The sequence below is a fragment of the Klebsiella sp. K5-306 genome, from assembly GCF_051835185.1.
GTDB classification, from domain to species: Bacteria; Pseudomonadota; Gammaproteobacteria; order Enterobacterales; family Enterobacteriaceae; genus Klebsiella; species Klebsiella oxytoca.
Map to the genome: position 1 here is coordinate 66992 of NZ_JAIFJY010000009.1, position 15286 is coordinate 82277.

The following is a 15286-nucleotide window of genomic DNA, read 5'->3' on the forward strand; positions in this document are numbered from 1 at the left end:
ATTCTCTGGTTCGCTATTTTTTGATATCAAATCTATAGCCCTGCCGGCGAATCGTCACGATGGACTCAGATGAATAACACGCCCGAATCTTTTTACGTATCCGCCCAATAAGGACCATTAGTGAACTGCTGCAATATAGCTCTCCTTCTGCATACAGCTGGCGCATAAGATCATCCTTGCTGGTAACTTTACCGCAGTTGCGGATTAATGTTTCCATAATAATATATTCAAAAGCGGTCAGATTTAACGTAACACCATTTACCGACAATTCCCGACGCGAAAGATTTAGCAGAAATGGCGGTATTGAGATTAATTCTGATGACAATCCATAGTTGCGGCGAAAAAGCGCATTGATACGCGCAACCATAATATCAATATGAAATGGCTTACGGATGTGGTTGTCCGCACCGGCGTTGAGGGCGTTAACGCAATCCTGCCAGCACTCGCCTGCGCTCATAACCAATATCGGTACAGAAACCCCCTGGCCGCGCCAGTCGCGGATCAGAGCCAGACCCGCTTCACTTGTCGCGTCCAGATCAATAATGGCGATGTCAGGCGGATACTCTACGATATAGTAATTCGCTTCCTTGACGTTTTGTGCATCATCGACGATATGCCCTTGCTGCGTTAGCTGTACTTTCAAATGATGACGCAGCAGAGCCTTATCCGCAAAGACAAGTATGCGCATCTCCCCCCCTATTTCGATAGTAATTAACAGGCGTGACCTTTTTATTTTTTAATAACTATATTGTGCGGCTGTTGCTGTACGTTAAGTAGCATGCGGCATTAAAAACGCTAATAAATAGTTTTTAGCGGTGATAATTAAATTTTTCATAAACCCGGCTCACGGCGAATAAAAATCCAAAGCGCTTTATAAGGATATAAAGCACCAGACAATTGATATAGTTATCTCAGGAAACGGCCTGGCTAACGTTTATTGAGGATAATCAGTCCTGCTGTCAGATTATCTCGCCAGGCTTATACAGACGAAACAAATATTAAACCACATGCCGTGGCTTATTCAACGTTAGCTATTGATGATCAAAATCTAAGCAAACAGATTTATTTAGCAGCATGAAAACAGTGAGCCCGGTTTTTAAAGTATATAAAACCGATAATCATTTTATCTGAAGCATAAATAGCTATAGGTATGACAAATAATTGATTTTGAACCATTACAGTTTGCAGAAAAATAATGATATATATCAATTGGTAGCGGAAATATTCTTCTTTTCTGTCGAATCGATTATGAAATGAGCGAGATTACGTAAGTTATATTGATTTCATGAATAATTCTTCTGCGTTATCGCTTTTGCGTTGCGCCAAAGCAGCGCTGCTAAGCCTGATAGGGTTCAAGCGCCCAGGATGTTAGTGGCAAAAGCGTGCCCGGCGTAAACGGATCGCTAGCCAAAACGGATTTCACCCATTACACTGCCTGCACCTATCAACTTACTGAATAAAAAAAGGAGGATCCCATGTCGTACCGTGAAATGTTTTTTTCACGTGCATTTGGCGATCGCACCTGCTCAAGCGTTATCGGTATCGTGCTGCGATAACTTCAGCTTGAGCGAAGAAACCAAAGACTGAATCCCTTCCCTCGGGCTTACCGGGTTATCGTCAGCGATGTTTGACGAGGCATAAACATGCCTGTAACTCTTGAGTAAGTTCACCATGAGTACATTACTAACTGCACAATCTCTCCATGTTGATACGGCGTTAGGCCCGCTGTTCACAAACCTCTCCTTTACCCTCAAAAAAGGCGACCGCATTGGCCTGATTGGCTATAACGGCTGCGGAAAAAGTACCCTGCTTAGAGTGCTGGACGGCACGATGATTCCGAATGGGGGCAGCGTGGCGCTGGCCAGCCACTGCCTGATGGCGCGGGTGGAACAGCATCTACCCGATACGCTGTTAGCGCAACCTCTGCTACAGGTGGTCCTGGAAAAACTTCCCGCCCTTGAGCGAGAGAACCAGCGCTGGCAAGCGGAGCGGCTGCTGGCGGAGATGGGCTTTACGGCCGATGAGGCCCGGCAGCGGGCATCAACCCTGAGCGGCGGTCAGCATACCCGGCTGCTGCTTGCCAGGGCGCTGATTCAGCAACCGGATCTCCTGCTGTTGGACGAACCGGGAAACCACCTCGACCTGCCGACCCTCCTGTGGCTGGAAAGCTTCTTGCAAACCTGGCAGGGGAGTTTCGTTCTGGTGTCTCATGACAACATCTTACTGGATGCTGTAACTAATGCGAGTTGGATCCTGCGCGACAAAACCCTGCATGCCTTCTCCCTTCCCTGCAGCGCTGCCCGTCAGGCGCTGGATGAGCGAGATGCCAGCGATGCGCTGCGCCATAAAGCCGAGCAAAAAGAGATTGATCGGGTCGCCGCCAGCGCCAAACGACTGGCTATCTGGGGGCGCACCTATGACAACGAAGATCTCTCGCGTAAAGCTAAGCAGATGGAAAAGCAGGTTCAGCGCCTGAAGGAGAGCCAAACCGATCTCACCGCCGGAACACCCTGGCGGCTAACGCTGCGCGGCGACATGCTGCGGGCAGACAGGCTGCTGGAGATGGACCAGCTTCCCGTCCCGCCCGCGCCGGGTCTGCCGGTCCTGTTTACTGCGGGTCTGGCTCGTCTGAAAAGCGGCGATCGGGTCGCGGTAATGGGCCGTAACGGCGGCGGGAAATCCTCCCTGCTGCGTCTACTGTGGCGACATATGCAGCAGGAATCAGCGGAGGACGGCTTACGCCTGCACCCGCGGCTGAAACCGGGTTATTACGATCAGACCCTGCATCAGCTTGCGGATGACGACACGCTTCTCGACGCGCTGGAACCTTTTGAGCCGGCGGCGGACGCGCGCAAGCGGGCGCTGATCTCAGCCGGATTTAGCTGGGCTCGTCACGGGCAAAAGGTCGCCACCTTAAGCGGCGGCGAGCGTTCGCGTCTGCTATTTGTCGGCCTGTCTCTGGCCTGCTATAGCCTGCTGCTTCTGGATGAGCCAACCAACCATCTGGATATGGACGGCAAAACAGCGCTGGCAAGAACGTTGTGCGACTACCCAGGCGGACTGCTGCTGGTGAGCCACGACCGCGAACTCATTAACCATAGCTGCAATCGCTTCTGGCTTATTGACGAGCGCGGGCTGAGCGAATGGCACAGCGCCGAAGAGGTGTATGAGGTTTTACGCACCGCCGTTCGTTGTCCGGCCCCGGAGGTCGTGGCGGAGAACCGCCGCGAAGCGGAGGAAGACCATGATACGCTGCTGGAACGGTTAGTGTCGCTTGAGCAACTGCTGGCCGACGATCTGGCCCGTAAACCAAAACATCAAAAACCGCAGCTGCAGGCGCAGTGGCGTAAGGAGATAGCCACCCTCAACGCTTTGCTAAGCTAAATGTTTGTTCCCCGGCGCAGCCCGCTGCGCCGGGGTTTTACTTAGCATGAGTCGCCGGTCGCGGTTTGATTCGACTAAACTGCTGCTCGGTCATCGTCCTGCCCCACTGTTCGCCCTGCCACTCTTTATCCAGCGTGAAACTAAAGGATTCATACAGCCTGCGGGCGGCGTGCAGGCCGCTGAAGGTCCATAGCTGTACTGATGCAAAGTCCCGGCTATCGCAAAAAGCCATGGCTTCGCTCAGCAGGCGCCGACCAATGCCGCTACCCCGGCAGCTATCGTCGAGAATAAACCAGCGCAGATGCGCCTGGTTATTCCCCAGATCCTCGCCGTCAATCGCTACCGATCCGACAATTTGCTCGCCCTGAACGGCCAGCCAAACACGGTTGCACGGTTTATCGAGACGAGCTGAAAATTCCGCCAGCCCGCTGGCGACTTTACTCTCGAAAAAAGCACCAAACTGATAATGTTTTGCATAATACTCGCCGTGCATTTGCGCTATGCGGCCAATCATTCCAGGCCGATAGCCGGTAGCGATATCAATCGTCTTTTTCGAGCCTGTAGCCTCGACGTCGCGGCATTTTTCCAACGCCCAGGCCCAGGTTGTGAGGCCCTGAGCGACGCACTGTCTTTGCGCATCGCTCAGGTGTTCCAGCGCATCCACTACCCGCATAGCGCCGTAGGCGTTAATTTTTTTGACCGTCGCCGCACCTTGCGCCGTTAACGCAAGCTGCTTAATCCGCCCGTCGCGGGAGGACGTTTTTTCCCGGAGTTCCCCGGCGGCAAGCAGACGGGAAAGCATCCTGCTGACGCTAGACTTTTCCAGCCCCAGGATCTGCACCAGCTGAGCGGCCGTCATCGCGCCGCGTAGAGAAATTTCCACAAGCGTATGTACCGCCGAAGGTGAGTACGCCGTAGCGGCCAGCGTGGTGCTCATAAAGCCCAGTTCACGCACCATCAGGCGGGAAGCGGTACGAATTTCATCAACAAGCGCGGGTGAGTTCATCTGAGGTCAGCTCTGTCAGAAATAGTTGCATGATACAACCATTTTCTGCTGCGTGCTGTCAAGCCGCCGTGTTGCCTCCTCCCTGAACTGGCCTCAACTGAACGGGGTGAATGCTCGCACTTTACTCGCGCGTGACACCATGCCGATACCCACCTTGCGGGGAAAAAGACGCCTGCCGGCTTTACCCGCTTTTGTACTTATTGCGGATTTTTCTCTTTCCACGCTTCCCATGCCGCTTTGATTTCCTGTTTCGCGGCGGCGGCATCGTTAAAGCCGTCCAGCTCGACTTTTTTGCGTCCGTCCGGCAGCTGTTTGTAAACCCGGAAGAAAGCCTGCAGACGCTCCTGCTCAATTTTCGGCAGATCGCTGATGTTAATCACGTCATCGTAGGTTGGATCGATTTTACTTGCCGGAACGGCAATGATTTTGTCGTCCTTCTCGCCGCCATCAATCATCTTCAGCACGCCAATCGCGCGCAGCTTAATCAGCGTTCCCGGGGCCATCGGCGCGCGGGTATAAAACACCACGTCCAGCGGATCGCCATCCCCTGCCAGCGATTGAGTGAGCGAGCCGGAGTTAGCCGGATAGGCCACCGGCATCGACTGGAAACGATCGGCGATCAGAAAGCCGGTTTTGGCGTCCGTTTCGTATTTGATAATGCCGCCTGCCGGGATTTCGGTTACGGCGTAAAACTCTTCAGGGTTGTTGTTCGGCTGCGGAAAATCCAGCACGTTTTGCGCCTCAACGGCGGTAGAAAGCAGAAGGCCTGCGGCCAGGAGGGTTTTCGCCAGATGCATTGTCATGTCGCTCTACGTTAATAAGAAATTGAAAAACAGAACGATAGAGATCGCGGATGAAAATTTCATGACATGCAAGTGACATAAATATGACGCGCAGAAACATAAGAAAAACTGTTCGAAAAACAAACAAAAGGAACCTTTAACCAGCATAAAAATCTATTATTACCTTGATTTATTGGCAATTTAAGCTATTGGTTAACATGCGTAAAAACAAATATTGTGTTAATACGCTTATGTTTAATAAGGAGAACAGAATGAAAGCTGCCGTCGTCACGCAAGATCATCAGGTCAATGTTACGGAAAAAACACTTCGCCCATTACAGCACGGCGAAGCCCTTTTAAAAATGGACTGCTGCGGCGTCTGCCATACCGACCTGCACGTTAAGAACGGCGATTTTGGCGATAAAACCGGCGTCATTCTGGGCCATGAAGGCGTGGGCGTGGTGCAGCAGGTCGGCCCTGGCGTGCACTCGCTCAAGCCGGGCGATCGCGCCAGCGTCGCATGGTTCTTCGAAGGCTGCGGTCACTGTGAATATTGTAACAGCGGTAACGAAACGCTGTGCCGTTCGGTAAAAAATGCGGGCTACACCGTTGATGGCGGGATGGCCGAAGAGTGTATCGTCATTGCCGATTACGCGGTCAAAGTGCCGGATGGTCTTGATTCTGCGGCAGCCAGCAGCATCACCTGCGCAGGGGTCACCACCTATAAAGCGGTAAAAGTTTCCCATATCAAACCCGGCCAGTGGATCGCCATTTATGGCCTCGGCGGGTTGGGTAACCTGGCCCTGCAATATGCGAAAAACGTTTTTAACGCCAAGGTCATCGCCCTTGACGTTAATGATGAACAGCTGAAACTGGCCGCAGAAATGGGCGCAGATCTGACCATCAATTCCCGCAGCGAAGACGCGGCCAAAATTATCCACGAGAAAACCGGCGGCGCCCATGCCGCAGTCGTGACGGCGGTCGCCAAAGCGGCGTTTAACTCTGCGGTGGATGCGGTTCGCGCCGGCGGACGCGTAGTGGCCGTCGGCCTGCCTCCGGAAGCCATGAGCCTGGATATTCCGCGCCTGGTACTGGACGGTATCGAGGTGGTTGGTTCTCTGGTGGGTACGCGCCAGGATCTGGCCGAAGCCTTCCAGTTTGCCGCCGAGGGTAAGGTGGTACCGAAGGTCACCCTGCGCCCGCTGGGTGATATCAACGCCATCTTTAAGGAGATGGAACAGGGACAAATTCGCGGTCGTATGGTGATTGATTTCCGCCGTTAATTTTCTCGCCTCTCTCGCTACGGGAGAGGTTCCATTTATCCCCTTATGCACGTAGCTCTGCTGCGCATATTTACATGATGCCCGGCAGAAATCCTTTCTTACGCTCATCATCGTTCAGCCGATAAATATCGAACCGGCTACCACCTTCATTAACAACGCTCTCCCCGCTATGCGCAGCCTGTGGTATGCAGGATATAAATGCTTTTTACGCAAATGCTTAGCGCAAATCCTTACTTCCTTTGTTAAAACGCGCGCCCGATGATGACTAAACAAGAGATAACAAAGGAATTCACCATGCACATCCGTTTTCGCCTGCCCGCGCTGGCGGCGCTATTTTTAACCGGCGCGTTTTCCGCCTGGGCCGCCGACGCCCCGGTTAAAGGCGGTACGTTAATCTATCTGGAGCAGCAGCCGCATACTAATCTTTACCCACCGGCCGGTGGCTTCTACCCCAACGGCGGCATTCTTAATCAAATAACCGATAAGCTCACCTGGCAGAACCCGAAAACGCTGCAGGTGGAGCCGTGGATCGCCGAAAGCTGGAGCGCCAACGCGGATAAAACCGAATATACCTTTAAGCTTCGCCCCGGGGTGACCTTCTCAGATGGCACCCCGCTTGACGCCAGGGCGGTCGCCAAAAACTTTGATACCTACGGCCTCGGTGATAAAGCGCACCGCCTGCCGGTGTCTGAGGTCATTAATAACTACGATCGCAGCGAAGTCATCGATCCGCTGACGGTAAAGTTCTACTTTAAAAAGCCCTCGCCGGGATTTCTGCAGGGCACCGCCACCATCGGCTCCGGGCTGGTATCCCTCAGTACCCTGGCGCGTAATTTTGAAGAGCTGGGCGATGCCCGCCATATTATTGGCTCCGGACCTTTTACGGTAAAAGATGAAAAGCCGGGGCGCGAACTCACTCTGGTCGCGCGCAAAGATTATCAATGGGGACCGAAAAATCTCACCCAGCAGGGACCAGCTAATCTCAATGGCATCACTTACATCGTTACCCCTGAAGATGGCGTGCGCATTGGCGCTCTGCTGGCGGGCCAGGCTGATTTTATCCGTCAGGTACAGGCCTACGATGAAAAGCAGGCCACCGGGCAAGGCTTTAAAATTTATGCTGCCCCCACGCGCGGCGTTAACGATAGCCTGAGCTTCCGGCCGGATAATCCGCTGGTTGCCGACCTGCGCGTTCGTCAGGCGCTGCTGCACGCCACCGACGCCAGGCAGGTAGTCGAAACGCTGTTCTCCGCCAACTATCCGCAGGCGACCTCCGTCGTCGCCAGTACCGCCGCCGGGTACGTTAACCTCAGCGACAAGCTGGCTTTCGATCCGGCCAAAGCAAAACAACTGCTTGATGATGCAGGCTGGAAACCGGCTGCCGATGGTATTCGGGTCAAAGATGGCCAGCGGCTGGCCTTAACCGTCTATGAATCTCTGCCGCAACCGCAAAATAAAGAAGTTTTGCAGCTTGTCGCTCAGCAGTGGCGTCAGGTCGGCATCGCGCTGGCGGTCAAAGCCGGCGATGCCGGCAGCCGTACGCTGGATAACCTCGATCCGCTGAAAACGCCGCTCACCGTGTCGGAAGTGGGCCGCGCCGACCCCGACGTGGTGAAAAGCATGTTTTTCCCCACTAACCGCGACGCGCTGCTGCAAAAAGGCGGCTCCAGCGACAAAGTACAGGGGTTCCGCGACGATAAGCTCAACGCATTGCTGAGCGCGATTTCAGCCGAAGTTGAACCGCAAAAACGGCTCCAGCTCACCGGCGATGCCCAACGCTATCTGCTGGATAATGCCTACGTGATCCCGATATTTGAAGAACCGCAGGTCTTCGCCGGCGCCCCGTGGGTGAAAGGCGTCAGTTTTGAAGCGGTAGGCCGCCCGTCGTTCTATGGCGCGTGGCTGGAAAAGCACTGAGGAGCCTGCGATGAGCCATTATCTTCTGCGGCGAACCGGCCAGGGTTTACTGGTGCTATGGGCGGCATTTACCCTCTCCTTCATCCTTTTACAGGTGCTGCCCGGCGATGCGGTACTGATCAAGTTTCAGAATCCGGATCTGGGGCTCAGCCCTGAGCAGATCGCCGAAATGCGCCTCGCCTGGGGGGCCGATAGCCCGGTGTGGAAGCAGTATCTCCACACCCTCTTCGCCATGCTGCGCGGGGATTTTGGTTATTCGCTGCAGGCCGGACTGCCGGTGAGCGCGCTGATCGCCAGCAATCTGCCGCAGACACTAAGCCTCGCGTTCCCCGCCTTTGCGCTGGCGGTGGCGCTGGCGGTGGCGCTGGCTTTTACCCTCGCCTTCGCCTCACGGCTGCCGGGTCTGCGCTGGCTAAGCAATACGCTGCAATCGCTGCCGGTGCTGTTTATCTCCCTGCCGACGTTCTGGCTCGCTATCGCCCTGATACAGCTTTTCTCCTTTCAGCTGCGCTGGATACCGGTGATCAATCCGGGACCGATTGAGGGACTCATTCTGCCCGTCGTCGCCGTCGCGGTACCGATTTCCGCTCCGCTGGCGCAGATTCTGATGCGCAGTCTGGATCAGGTCGCCGCGCTGCCGTTTGTGGCCGTTGCTCGTGCTAAAGGCATGAGCGAGACCGGCGTGCTGTGGCGGCACGTTACCGGCAATGCCCTGCTACCGGTGCTCAATATGGCCGGGCTGCTGCTAGGGGAACTGATCGCCGGAGCTCTGATTACCGAAACCGTGTTTGGCCGCGGCGGGCTGGGTCTGCTGACGCAGCAGGCGGTCAATAATCAGGATATCGCGGTACTGCAGGCGGTGGTGATGATCTCAGCCCTTGGTTTTGTCCTGATTAATCTGCTGGTCGACCTGCTGATGCCGCTGCTCGACCCGCGCCTGAAAACCGCTGAAGGAGGTGCGCTATGAGTCTGGTTGATTACGCAATCGCCGCCCGCCGCCGCTCGCCAGACTGGCGCACGCTACGCTTCCAGCCCGGCCTGCTGCTGGCCTGGGCGATTATGATCGTTGCTGCGCTGATGGCCGTTGTCCCGCAGCTGTTTACCGCTTATAACCCGTTGGAAGGTTTCCCCGGCGCCCAGCGCCTGGCCCCCCAGGCGGGTCACTGGCTGGGCACCGACCAGCTTGGTCGCGATCTGTGGAGTCGAATCGTCTACGGCGCTGCCCATTCGCTCTCCGCTGCGCTGGCGGCAGTGGCGATTGGCCTGATCATCGGAACCGCGCTGGGTACGCTGGCCGGCGCGCTGGCGGGACGCGTGGAGTCGATCGTCATGCGGCTGGTCGACGTACTGCTGGCGATTCCATCTCTGTTGCTGTCCCTGGCGGTCATTATTCTGCTCGGCTTCGGCACCCTCAACGCCGCCGTCGCGGTCGGGGTGGCGGCAATAGCCAGCTTTGCCCGCCTGGCGCGCGCTGAAGTCGTACGCGTACGGCGCAGCGATTACGTCGAAGCGGCCTACGGCAGCGGCGGCACCTTTTTTGCCGTCTTCTGGCGGCATATTTTACCCAACTCGCTCACCGCGGTGCTGGCCTTCGCCACGCTCCAGTTCGGCCAGGCCGTTCTGGCGCTCTCAACCCTGAGTTTTCTCGGCTACGGCACGCCGCCGCCGGTACCAGAGTGGGGATTACTGATCGCCGAAGGCCGTAACTACCTCTCCACCGCCTGGTGGCTAACAACCCTTCCCGGTATGGCGGTGATTGCGGTCGTGCTTGCCGCCAATCGTATTAGCCGTCAATTTAGCGGAGAACGCCGATGAATGTTTTAACCGTAGAAAACCTACGCATCAGCTATCGTTCGCAGAGTGAATGGCGTGAAGTCGTGCATAACGTCAGTTTTCAGGTAAAACGCGGCGAAATGCTGGCGTTCGTCGGCGAATCCGGCTCGGGCAAAACCACTACCGCCCAGGCGATAATGGGTCTGCTGGCGGAGAATGCCCGGCGCGACAGCGGGCGCATCAGTATTAACGGTGAAGACATTAGCGGCTGGTCAGGTAAACGCCTCGACGGCCTGCGCGGCGCGCGAATTAGCCTGGTGCCCCAGGATCCAGGCAACTCCCTCAATCCGGTGAAAACCATCGGCGCGCAGGTAGGTGAAATTCTGCGCCTCCATCAGAAACGCAGCGCCGCGGAACGTAAAACGCAGGTACTGGCGCTGCTGGCGAAGGTTGGACTGAGCCACCCGGAGCAGCGCTTCGATCAATATCCGCACCAGCTTTCAGGCGGCATGAAGCAACGAGTGCTGATTGCCATCGCCATCGCTCTGAAACCGGATTTAATCATTGCTGATGAGCCAACCAGCGCCCTTGACGTGACGGTACAGAAGCGGATCCTCGATCTGCTGGATACCCTGCGCCGGGAGTCCGGCACGGCGGTGCTGTTCGTCACTCACGATCTGGCGCTGGCAGCCGAACGTGCCGACCGCCTGCTGGTCTTTCGTCATGGCGAAATTCAGGAGCAAGGCGCGACCCGCGATGTGGTACGGACGCCGCAGCATGCCTATACTCGCCAGCTGCTCAGCGATCTTCACGGCCCGGCGCTGACCATGGCTCCCGCCGGCGGTCGCGTACTGGCTACGCCGGCGATTCGCGTCGACGACATCAGCAAGCGCTTCTCATTAGGCCGGGCGCATTTGCAGGCGCTGGACGCCGTGAGTTTTGAGGTTAAGCGCGGCTGCACGCACGCGCTGGTTGGTGAGTCCGGTTCCGGCAAAACGACACTTGCGCGGATCCTGCTGGGATTCGAAAAGGCGGATAGCGGCCAGATTGCCATCGATGGTATTGATGCCGGGCATCTCAGTCGGGAGGCGCTCCGCCAGCTACGGCGTAAAATTCAGTTTGTCTATCAGAACCCCTTTGCCTCTCTTGACCCACGGCAAACGCTGTTTGAAATCATTGAAGAGCCGTTAAAGAACTTCGACCGCTTCAGCGCCGGAATACGACGCCAGCGCGTCGAAACGGTCGCCGCTCGCGTGGCGCTCGCTCCGGAGCTGCTGTCGCGAACCGCCCGTGAGCTATCCGGCGGGCAGCGGCAGCGGGTGGCTATCGCCCGCGCCCTAATCCTTGAACCGACGATCCTTGTCCTCGATGAAGCGACTTCGGCGCTGGACGTTACCGTCCAGGCGCAAATTCTCGCCTTGCTGCAGCAGTTGCAGCAACAGCTGGGATTGACCTATCTGTTTATCACCCACGATTTGGCGACGGTTCGCCGTATCGCCCACAGCGTGACGGTACTGCGGGCGGGCCAGGTTATTGAACATGGCGATGTGGGCCGACTGTTCAGCGCTCCGCAGCATGAGTATACCCGCGAGCTTATTGCCGCTATTCCCCACTTTTCCCCCTCGAACAAGGAGGTCGCATGACGCGTAAACGACTGGGTTTTTTCACTCGCCTGCTGGACCACGTCGCGCCAGGTGAGCGCTATCGGCTGGCTACCGAACAAATTCGCCACGCCGAACGACTGGGTTTCGACAGCGCCTGGGTCGCTCAGCACCATTTTCATGAGCACGAAGGCGGCCTGCCGTCGCCGCTGGTCTTTCTCGCCCACGCGGCAGCGCATACGGAGCGCATTCGCCTGGGAACCGCCATTATCACCCTGCCGATGGAAAACCCGCTGCGGGTTGCCGAGGATGCGGCGGTGCTGGATCTGCTCGCCGATGGACGACTGGAGGTGGGCTTCGGGTCTGGCGGCACGCCGACCTCGTTTTTACCCTTTGGATTGACCATCGACCAGCGCAGCGCAGTCTTTGCCGAACACCTGCATCTGATTCAAAGCGCCTGGCGCGGAGATTCACTTTCGCATCCGGATAATCATCTTTATCCCCAGGCACCGCAGTTGGCGGAGCGTATCTGGATTGCCACCTTTTCCGTTGAGGGCGCGGTGCGCGCGGCTCAGGCCGGACACGGCCTGATGCTTTCGCGTACCCAGCCGCGTCCTTCAGGGCAGCCCACGCTGCCGCTGGACGCTATCCAGAATCCGATTATTGACGCCTATCTCGCCGCGCTGCCGCCGGGCGTCGAGCCACGGATCCTCGCCTCGCGGACGGCCTTTGTCGCCGATAGCCAGCAGTATGCGCTGCAGGTCGCAGAACCCGGTCTGCGCCAGCAGGCGGCCCAGCATCGCGCCGCAGGTCATCATATTATTGGTGACACTGTCACTGATTTTTTGCCGCAGCTTGACGCGCACGTTGGCGACCCGCAGCACGTCGCCGCTTCGCTGGGGCGCGATAGCGTCCTGCGGCGGGTAACCGATATTTCGTTCCAGGTGCACTCCGTTGAACCCTCGCACCGCGACACGCTTCGTTCCATTGAGCTGATCGCTCAGCATATTGTCCCGCAGATACGATAAGGAGTCACCATGACGCTCAGTCAGGATATATTGGCCGAACTGGCAGAAATTGCCCCCGATTCCGCCTTAGCGGCGGCGAGAGCCGTGCGCGAGGCGGCCACCCATCATGCTCAGGGAAGCTATGAAGCGCTGTTCGGTCAGCAGGATAACGACTTTCCGCTCGACGAACGTTTTGCCGTTGCCGCCAGGGTAGCGAAGCTGCATGAGAGTGATGCGCTGGCCGCCCACTATGCCGGGTTTGGGATTGCCGATCCGACCTCGCCGCGGCTGGTTCCGGCGCAGGCCTTTGCCCGGCTGTTGACCTTCGCGCCGGTAGAAGCCACGCCTTCGTCTCTGGAGGCATTAACCCGCGCCGGATGGAGCCCGCGCGCTATCGTGACGCTGGCCCAGCTGATTGCGTTTGTCAGCTTCCAGAGTCGTCTGCTGAACGGTCTACGCCTGCTCAACGGTAAAAACGCCCCGGTTGCCGGGACCCCGGTCGTAGCCGGATTCTGGCATACCTCACCGCAAACCCTCAGCGGTAAACGCGCGCCGGTGCGCTTCACCCGCGATGAACTGCACTGGGAACCCTGGCTGGCGGCTAAACCGCTGGCGGAATTTACCCCGGATGAGCAGGCGCTGCTGGCGAAATTCGGCCACGGCGACTCGCCCTACTTCCGCCTGCTGGCGCGCAACCAGCCGGTGCTGGAGCAGCGTACGTTAACCGATAAAGGGATTTTTTATACTCCCGGCGGCCTGCCGCGCGCCGAACGCGAGCTGGCGGCGACGGTAGCGAGTAAAATCAACGGTTGTATTTATTGCGCCTCGGTGCATGCTCGCAAGGCCGCGCAGTTAGCGAAAGATGAAACGGCGGTAGAGACCCTGCTGGCGGTGACCCCGGGAGAGAAGCTGAGCGATGGGCAGACGCCGCGCTGGCAGGCGCTCATTGATTTTGCCGCAGCGATTTCCGTTACCCCTCCCGCCCTGGCCGCGAGCCACCTTGCGACCGTCGAGCAGCAACAGCTGGATACCCTTGCCCAACTGGATCTGCTGCAATCGGCAGCCTTCTTCGCCTGGGCCAACCGGTTAATGCTGACCCTCGGGGAGCCGTGGCAGGATTAGCCGCCTGCGGATTTCGTCAGACAGAACGCTGCTGAAAGCGGGCATAAATCAGCAGTGAACTGAGCGCAAGAAACGAAAGCAGCGCGGCCGGTAAGGCAACGGAACGCCAGCCAAGGCCGGCCGTAATCATCATCCCGCCGAACAGCGCCCCGATGGCGCTTCCAAGATTAAAGGCGATCTGGCCGCCCGCCGCGCCCAGCATCTCGCCGCCTTTGGCATTTTGCAGCAGCATGATTTGCAGCGGCGCCGACAGGGCAAACAGCGCCGCGCAGCAGATAAACGCCAGGGTTAGTGAGGCGGTTTTATTCTCCCCCAGCAGGAACAGGAGTAATAAGGTCAAAACGATAACGCCATCCGTCACGGCGGCAATACGTAACGGACTGTAGCGCGCGGAAACTTTACCGCTAAATAAATTCCCCAGAACCATCCCCAGGCCCACCAGCATCATAATCATTATGATGGCGCTTTCACCGAAGCCGGAGACGTTGATCATAAACGGCTTAATATAGCTAAACCACGCGAAGACGCCGGCATTGCCGAACAGGGTGGCGGCAAAAATTAACCACGGCGCAGGTGAGGTTAAAAAATGAAATTGCGAGCGCAAGCGCGTGGTTGATTTATCAAATAACGTCGGCACCCACCAGGCGATGGACACCAGCACCGCGACGTCAAAGACCGCAATCGCCAGGAAGGTATAGCGCCAGCTGAACTGATGGCCAAGCCAGGTTCCTCCCGGTACCCCCAGCAGGTTGGCGACGGTCATCCCAGCGATCATCCCCGCCACCGCTGCGGTAACCTTGCCTGGCGGCGCAATTTTCGACAGAATGATCGCGCCCACGCCAAAGAATGCGCCGTGCGGAAACCCGGAGATGAGGCGCCCCAGCGCCAGCATCGAGTAGCTGGAAGAGAACGTGAAGATGGCGTTGCCTATAATGCATAGCGCTACGAGAAACAGCATCACTGATTTTAGTGAAAAGCGGCTGGAGAATATCGCCATCACCGGCGCGCCGATCACGACGCCGGACGCATAATATGAAATCATGTTGCCTGCGGCAGGAATGGATATGCCGACATCACGGGCAATTTCAGGTAATACCCCCATGATGCCAAATTCCGCCATTCCGAGACCAAAAGTGCCAAGCGCTAACGAAAAAATAGTCTTTTTCATACATCTAATCACTTGTTATGGATTTTACCGGTCGCATTATTATGCATTCTCTGGCGGTAAACCAGTTTAAAACCTTCCGTAACCTGTTTATCCATAAAACAGCGTGATTACTTCATATCGAACGTTCATAAAAACAGCAATCATTAAATCCTGAATTGGCTTAATACCCAATGGGCAACCCATATAACAATGACAACGACAGGCGTGAACCAAACGTCAAAATCGAAAACCCGGTAAATAAGC

12 protein-coding genes are annotated in these 15286 nt (G+C 56.6%); 8 read left to right on the plus strand and 4 right to left on the minus strand.

Annotated features, from left to right (window positions below; genetic code table 11):
* Window positions 1-13 precede the first annotated feature (13 nt).
* Entirely contained in the window at window positions 14-688 is a 675-nt protein-coding gene (locus K2184_RS15140; protein WP_016807809.1) for a response regulator, read from the minus strand.
* Between the two features lie 983 nt (window positions 689-1671).
* On the opposite strand from K2184_RS15140, the gene K2184_RS15145 reads away from it, so the two are divergent.
* Window positions 1672-3384: an ABC-F family ATP-binding cassette domain-containing protein gene (locus tag K2184_RS15145; protein ID WP_163524957.1), complete on the plus strand. Its 1713-nt coding sequence runs from the start codon at window positions 1672-1674 to the stop codon at window positions 3382-3384.
* Between the two features lie 37 nt (window positions 3385-3421).
* Here the strand turns inward: K2184_RS15145 and K2184_RS15150 are convergent, their stop codons facing one another.
* Window positions 3422-4390, minus strand: coding sequence for a bifunctional helix-turn-helix transcriptional regulator/GNAT family N-acetyltransferase (locus tag K2184_RS15150; protein ID WP_004112899.1), 969 nt, complete (start codon window positions 4388-4390; stop codon window positions 3422-3424).
* Window positions 4391-4587: 197 nt separating this feature from the next.
* Window positions 4588-5187, minus strand: a complete 600-nt coding sequence (locus K2184_RS15155; RefSeq protein ID WP_163524991.1) for an inorganic diphosphatase — start codon at window positions 5185-5187, stop codon at window positions 4588-4590.
* 257 nt (window positions 5188-5444) lie between these two features.
* On the opposite strand from K2184_RS15155, the gene adhP reads away from it, so the two are divergent.
* From adhP to K2184_RS15190, 7 genes are all read left to right on the plus strand, one after another.
* A complete protein-coding gene (gene adhP / locus K2184_RS15160; RefSeq protein WP_004101944.1) occupies window positions 5445-6455 on the plus strand; it encodes an alcohol dehydrogenase AdhP in 1011 nt (336 codons plus the stop codon).
* A gap of 294 nt (window positions 6456-6749) precedes the next feature.
* Entirely contained in the window at window positions 6750-8372 is a 1623-nt protein-coding gene (locus K2184_RS15165; protein ID WP_163524959.1) for a TIGR04028 family ABC transporter substrate-binding protein, read from the plus strand.
* Between the two features lie 10 nt (window positions 8373-8382).
* A complete protein-coding gene (locus tag K2184_RS15170; protein ID WP_163524961.1) occupies window positions 8383-9339 on the plus strand; it encodes an ABC transporter permease in 957 nt (318 codons plus the stop codon).
* Entirely contained in the window at window positions 9336-10187 is an 852-nt protein-coding gene (locus tag K2184_RS15175; protein WP_163524963.1) for an ABC transporter permease, read from the plus strand. Before K2184_RS15170 ends, K2184_RS15175 begins: the two co-directional genes overlap by 4 nt.
* Window positions 10184-11788 carry a dipeptide ABC transporter ATP-binding protein gene (locus K2184_RS15180; protein WP_049101486.1) on the plus strand — a complete coding sequence of 535 codons (1605 nt, stop codon included), beginning with the start codon at window positions 10184-10186 and terminating at the stop codon, window positions 11786-11788. Before K2184_RS15175 ends, K2184_RS15180 begins: the two co-directional genes overlap by 4 nt.
* Window positions 11785-12774: a putative FMN-dependent luciferase-like monooxygenase gene (locus K2184_RS15185; protein ID WP_049128740.1), complete on the plus strand. Its 990-nt coding sequence runs from the start codon at window positions 11785-11787 to the stop codon at window positions 12772-12774. Before K2184_RS15180 ends, K2184_RS15185 begins: the two co-directional genes overlap by 4 nt.
* Before the next feature lie 9 nt (window positions 12775-12783).
* Window positions 12784-13875 (plus strand): alkylhydroperoxidase domain protein, encoded by a 1092-nt coding sequence (locus tag K2184_RS15190; RefSeq protein WP_049128741.1) that lies wholly within the window; start codon window positions 12784-12786, stop codon window positions 13873-13875.
* A gap of 16 nt (window positions 13876-13891) precedes the next feature.
* On the opposite strand, the gene araJ is transcribed toward K2184_RS15190, so the two are convergent.
* Window positions 13892-15043, minus strand: a complete 1152-nt coding sequence (gene araJ / locus K2184_RS15195) for an MFS transporter AraJ (RefSeq protein ID WP_049128742.1) — start codon at window positions 15041-15043, stop codon at window positions 13892-13894.
* Window positions 15044-15286: the final 243 nt, after the last annotated feature.

Bases quoted from the DNA above. Each gene is read 5' to 3' on its own strand.
- K2184_RS15140 (WP_016807809.1), bottom strand. From the start codon at position 688: ATGCGCATACTTGTCTTTGCGGATAAGGCTCTGCTGCGTCATCATTTG.
- K2184_RS15145 (WP_163524957.1), top strand. From the start codon at position 1,672: ATGAGTACATTACTAACTGCACAATCTCTCCATGTTGATACGGCGTTA.
- adhP (WP_004101944.1), top strand. From the start codon at position 5,445: ATGAAAGCTGCCGTCGTCACGCAAGATCATCAGGTCAATGTTACGGAA.
- K2184_RS15175 (WP_163524963.1), top strand. From the start codon at position 9,336: ATGAGTCTGGTTGATTACGCAATCGCCGCCCGCCGCCGCTCGCCAGAC.
- K2184_RS15170 (WP_163524961.1), top strand. From the start codon at position 8,383: ATGAGCCATTATCTTCTGCGGCGAACCGGCCAGGGTTTACTGGTGCTA.
- K2184_RS15180 (WP_049101486.1), top strand. From the start codon at position 10,184: ATGAATGTTTTAACCGTAGAAAACCTACGCATCAGCTATCGTTCGCAG.
- K2184_RS15165 (WP_163524959.1), top strand. From the start codon at position 6,750: ATGCACATCCGTTTTCGCCTGCCCGCGCTGGCGGCGCTATTTTTAACC.
- K2184_RS15185 (WP_049128740.1), top strand. From the start codon at position 11,785: ATGACGCGTAAACGACTGGGTTTTTTCACTCGCCTGCTGGACCACGTC.
- K2184_RS15190 (WP_049128741.1), top strand. From the start codon at position 12,784: ATGACGCTCAGTCAGGATATATTGGCCGAACTGGCAGAAATTGCCCCC.
- K2184_RS15150 (WP_004112899.1), bottom strand. From the start codon at position 4,390: ATGAACTCACCCGCGCTTGTTGATGAAATTCGTACCGCTTCCCGCCTG.
- araJ (WP_049128742.1), bottom strand. From the start codon at position 15,043: ATGAAAAAGACTATTTTTTCGTTAGCGCTTGGCACTTTTGGTCTCGGA.
- K2184_RS15155 (WP_163524991.1), bottom strand. From the start codon at position 5,187: ATGCATCTGGCGAAAACCCTCCTGGCCGCAGGCCTTCTGCTTTCTACC.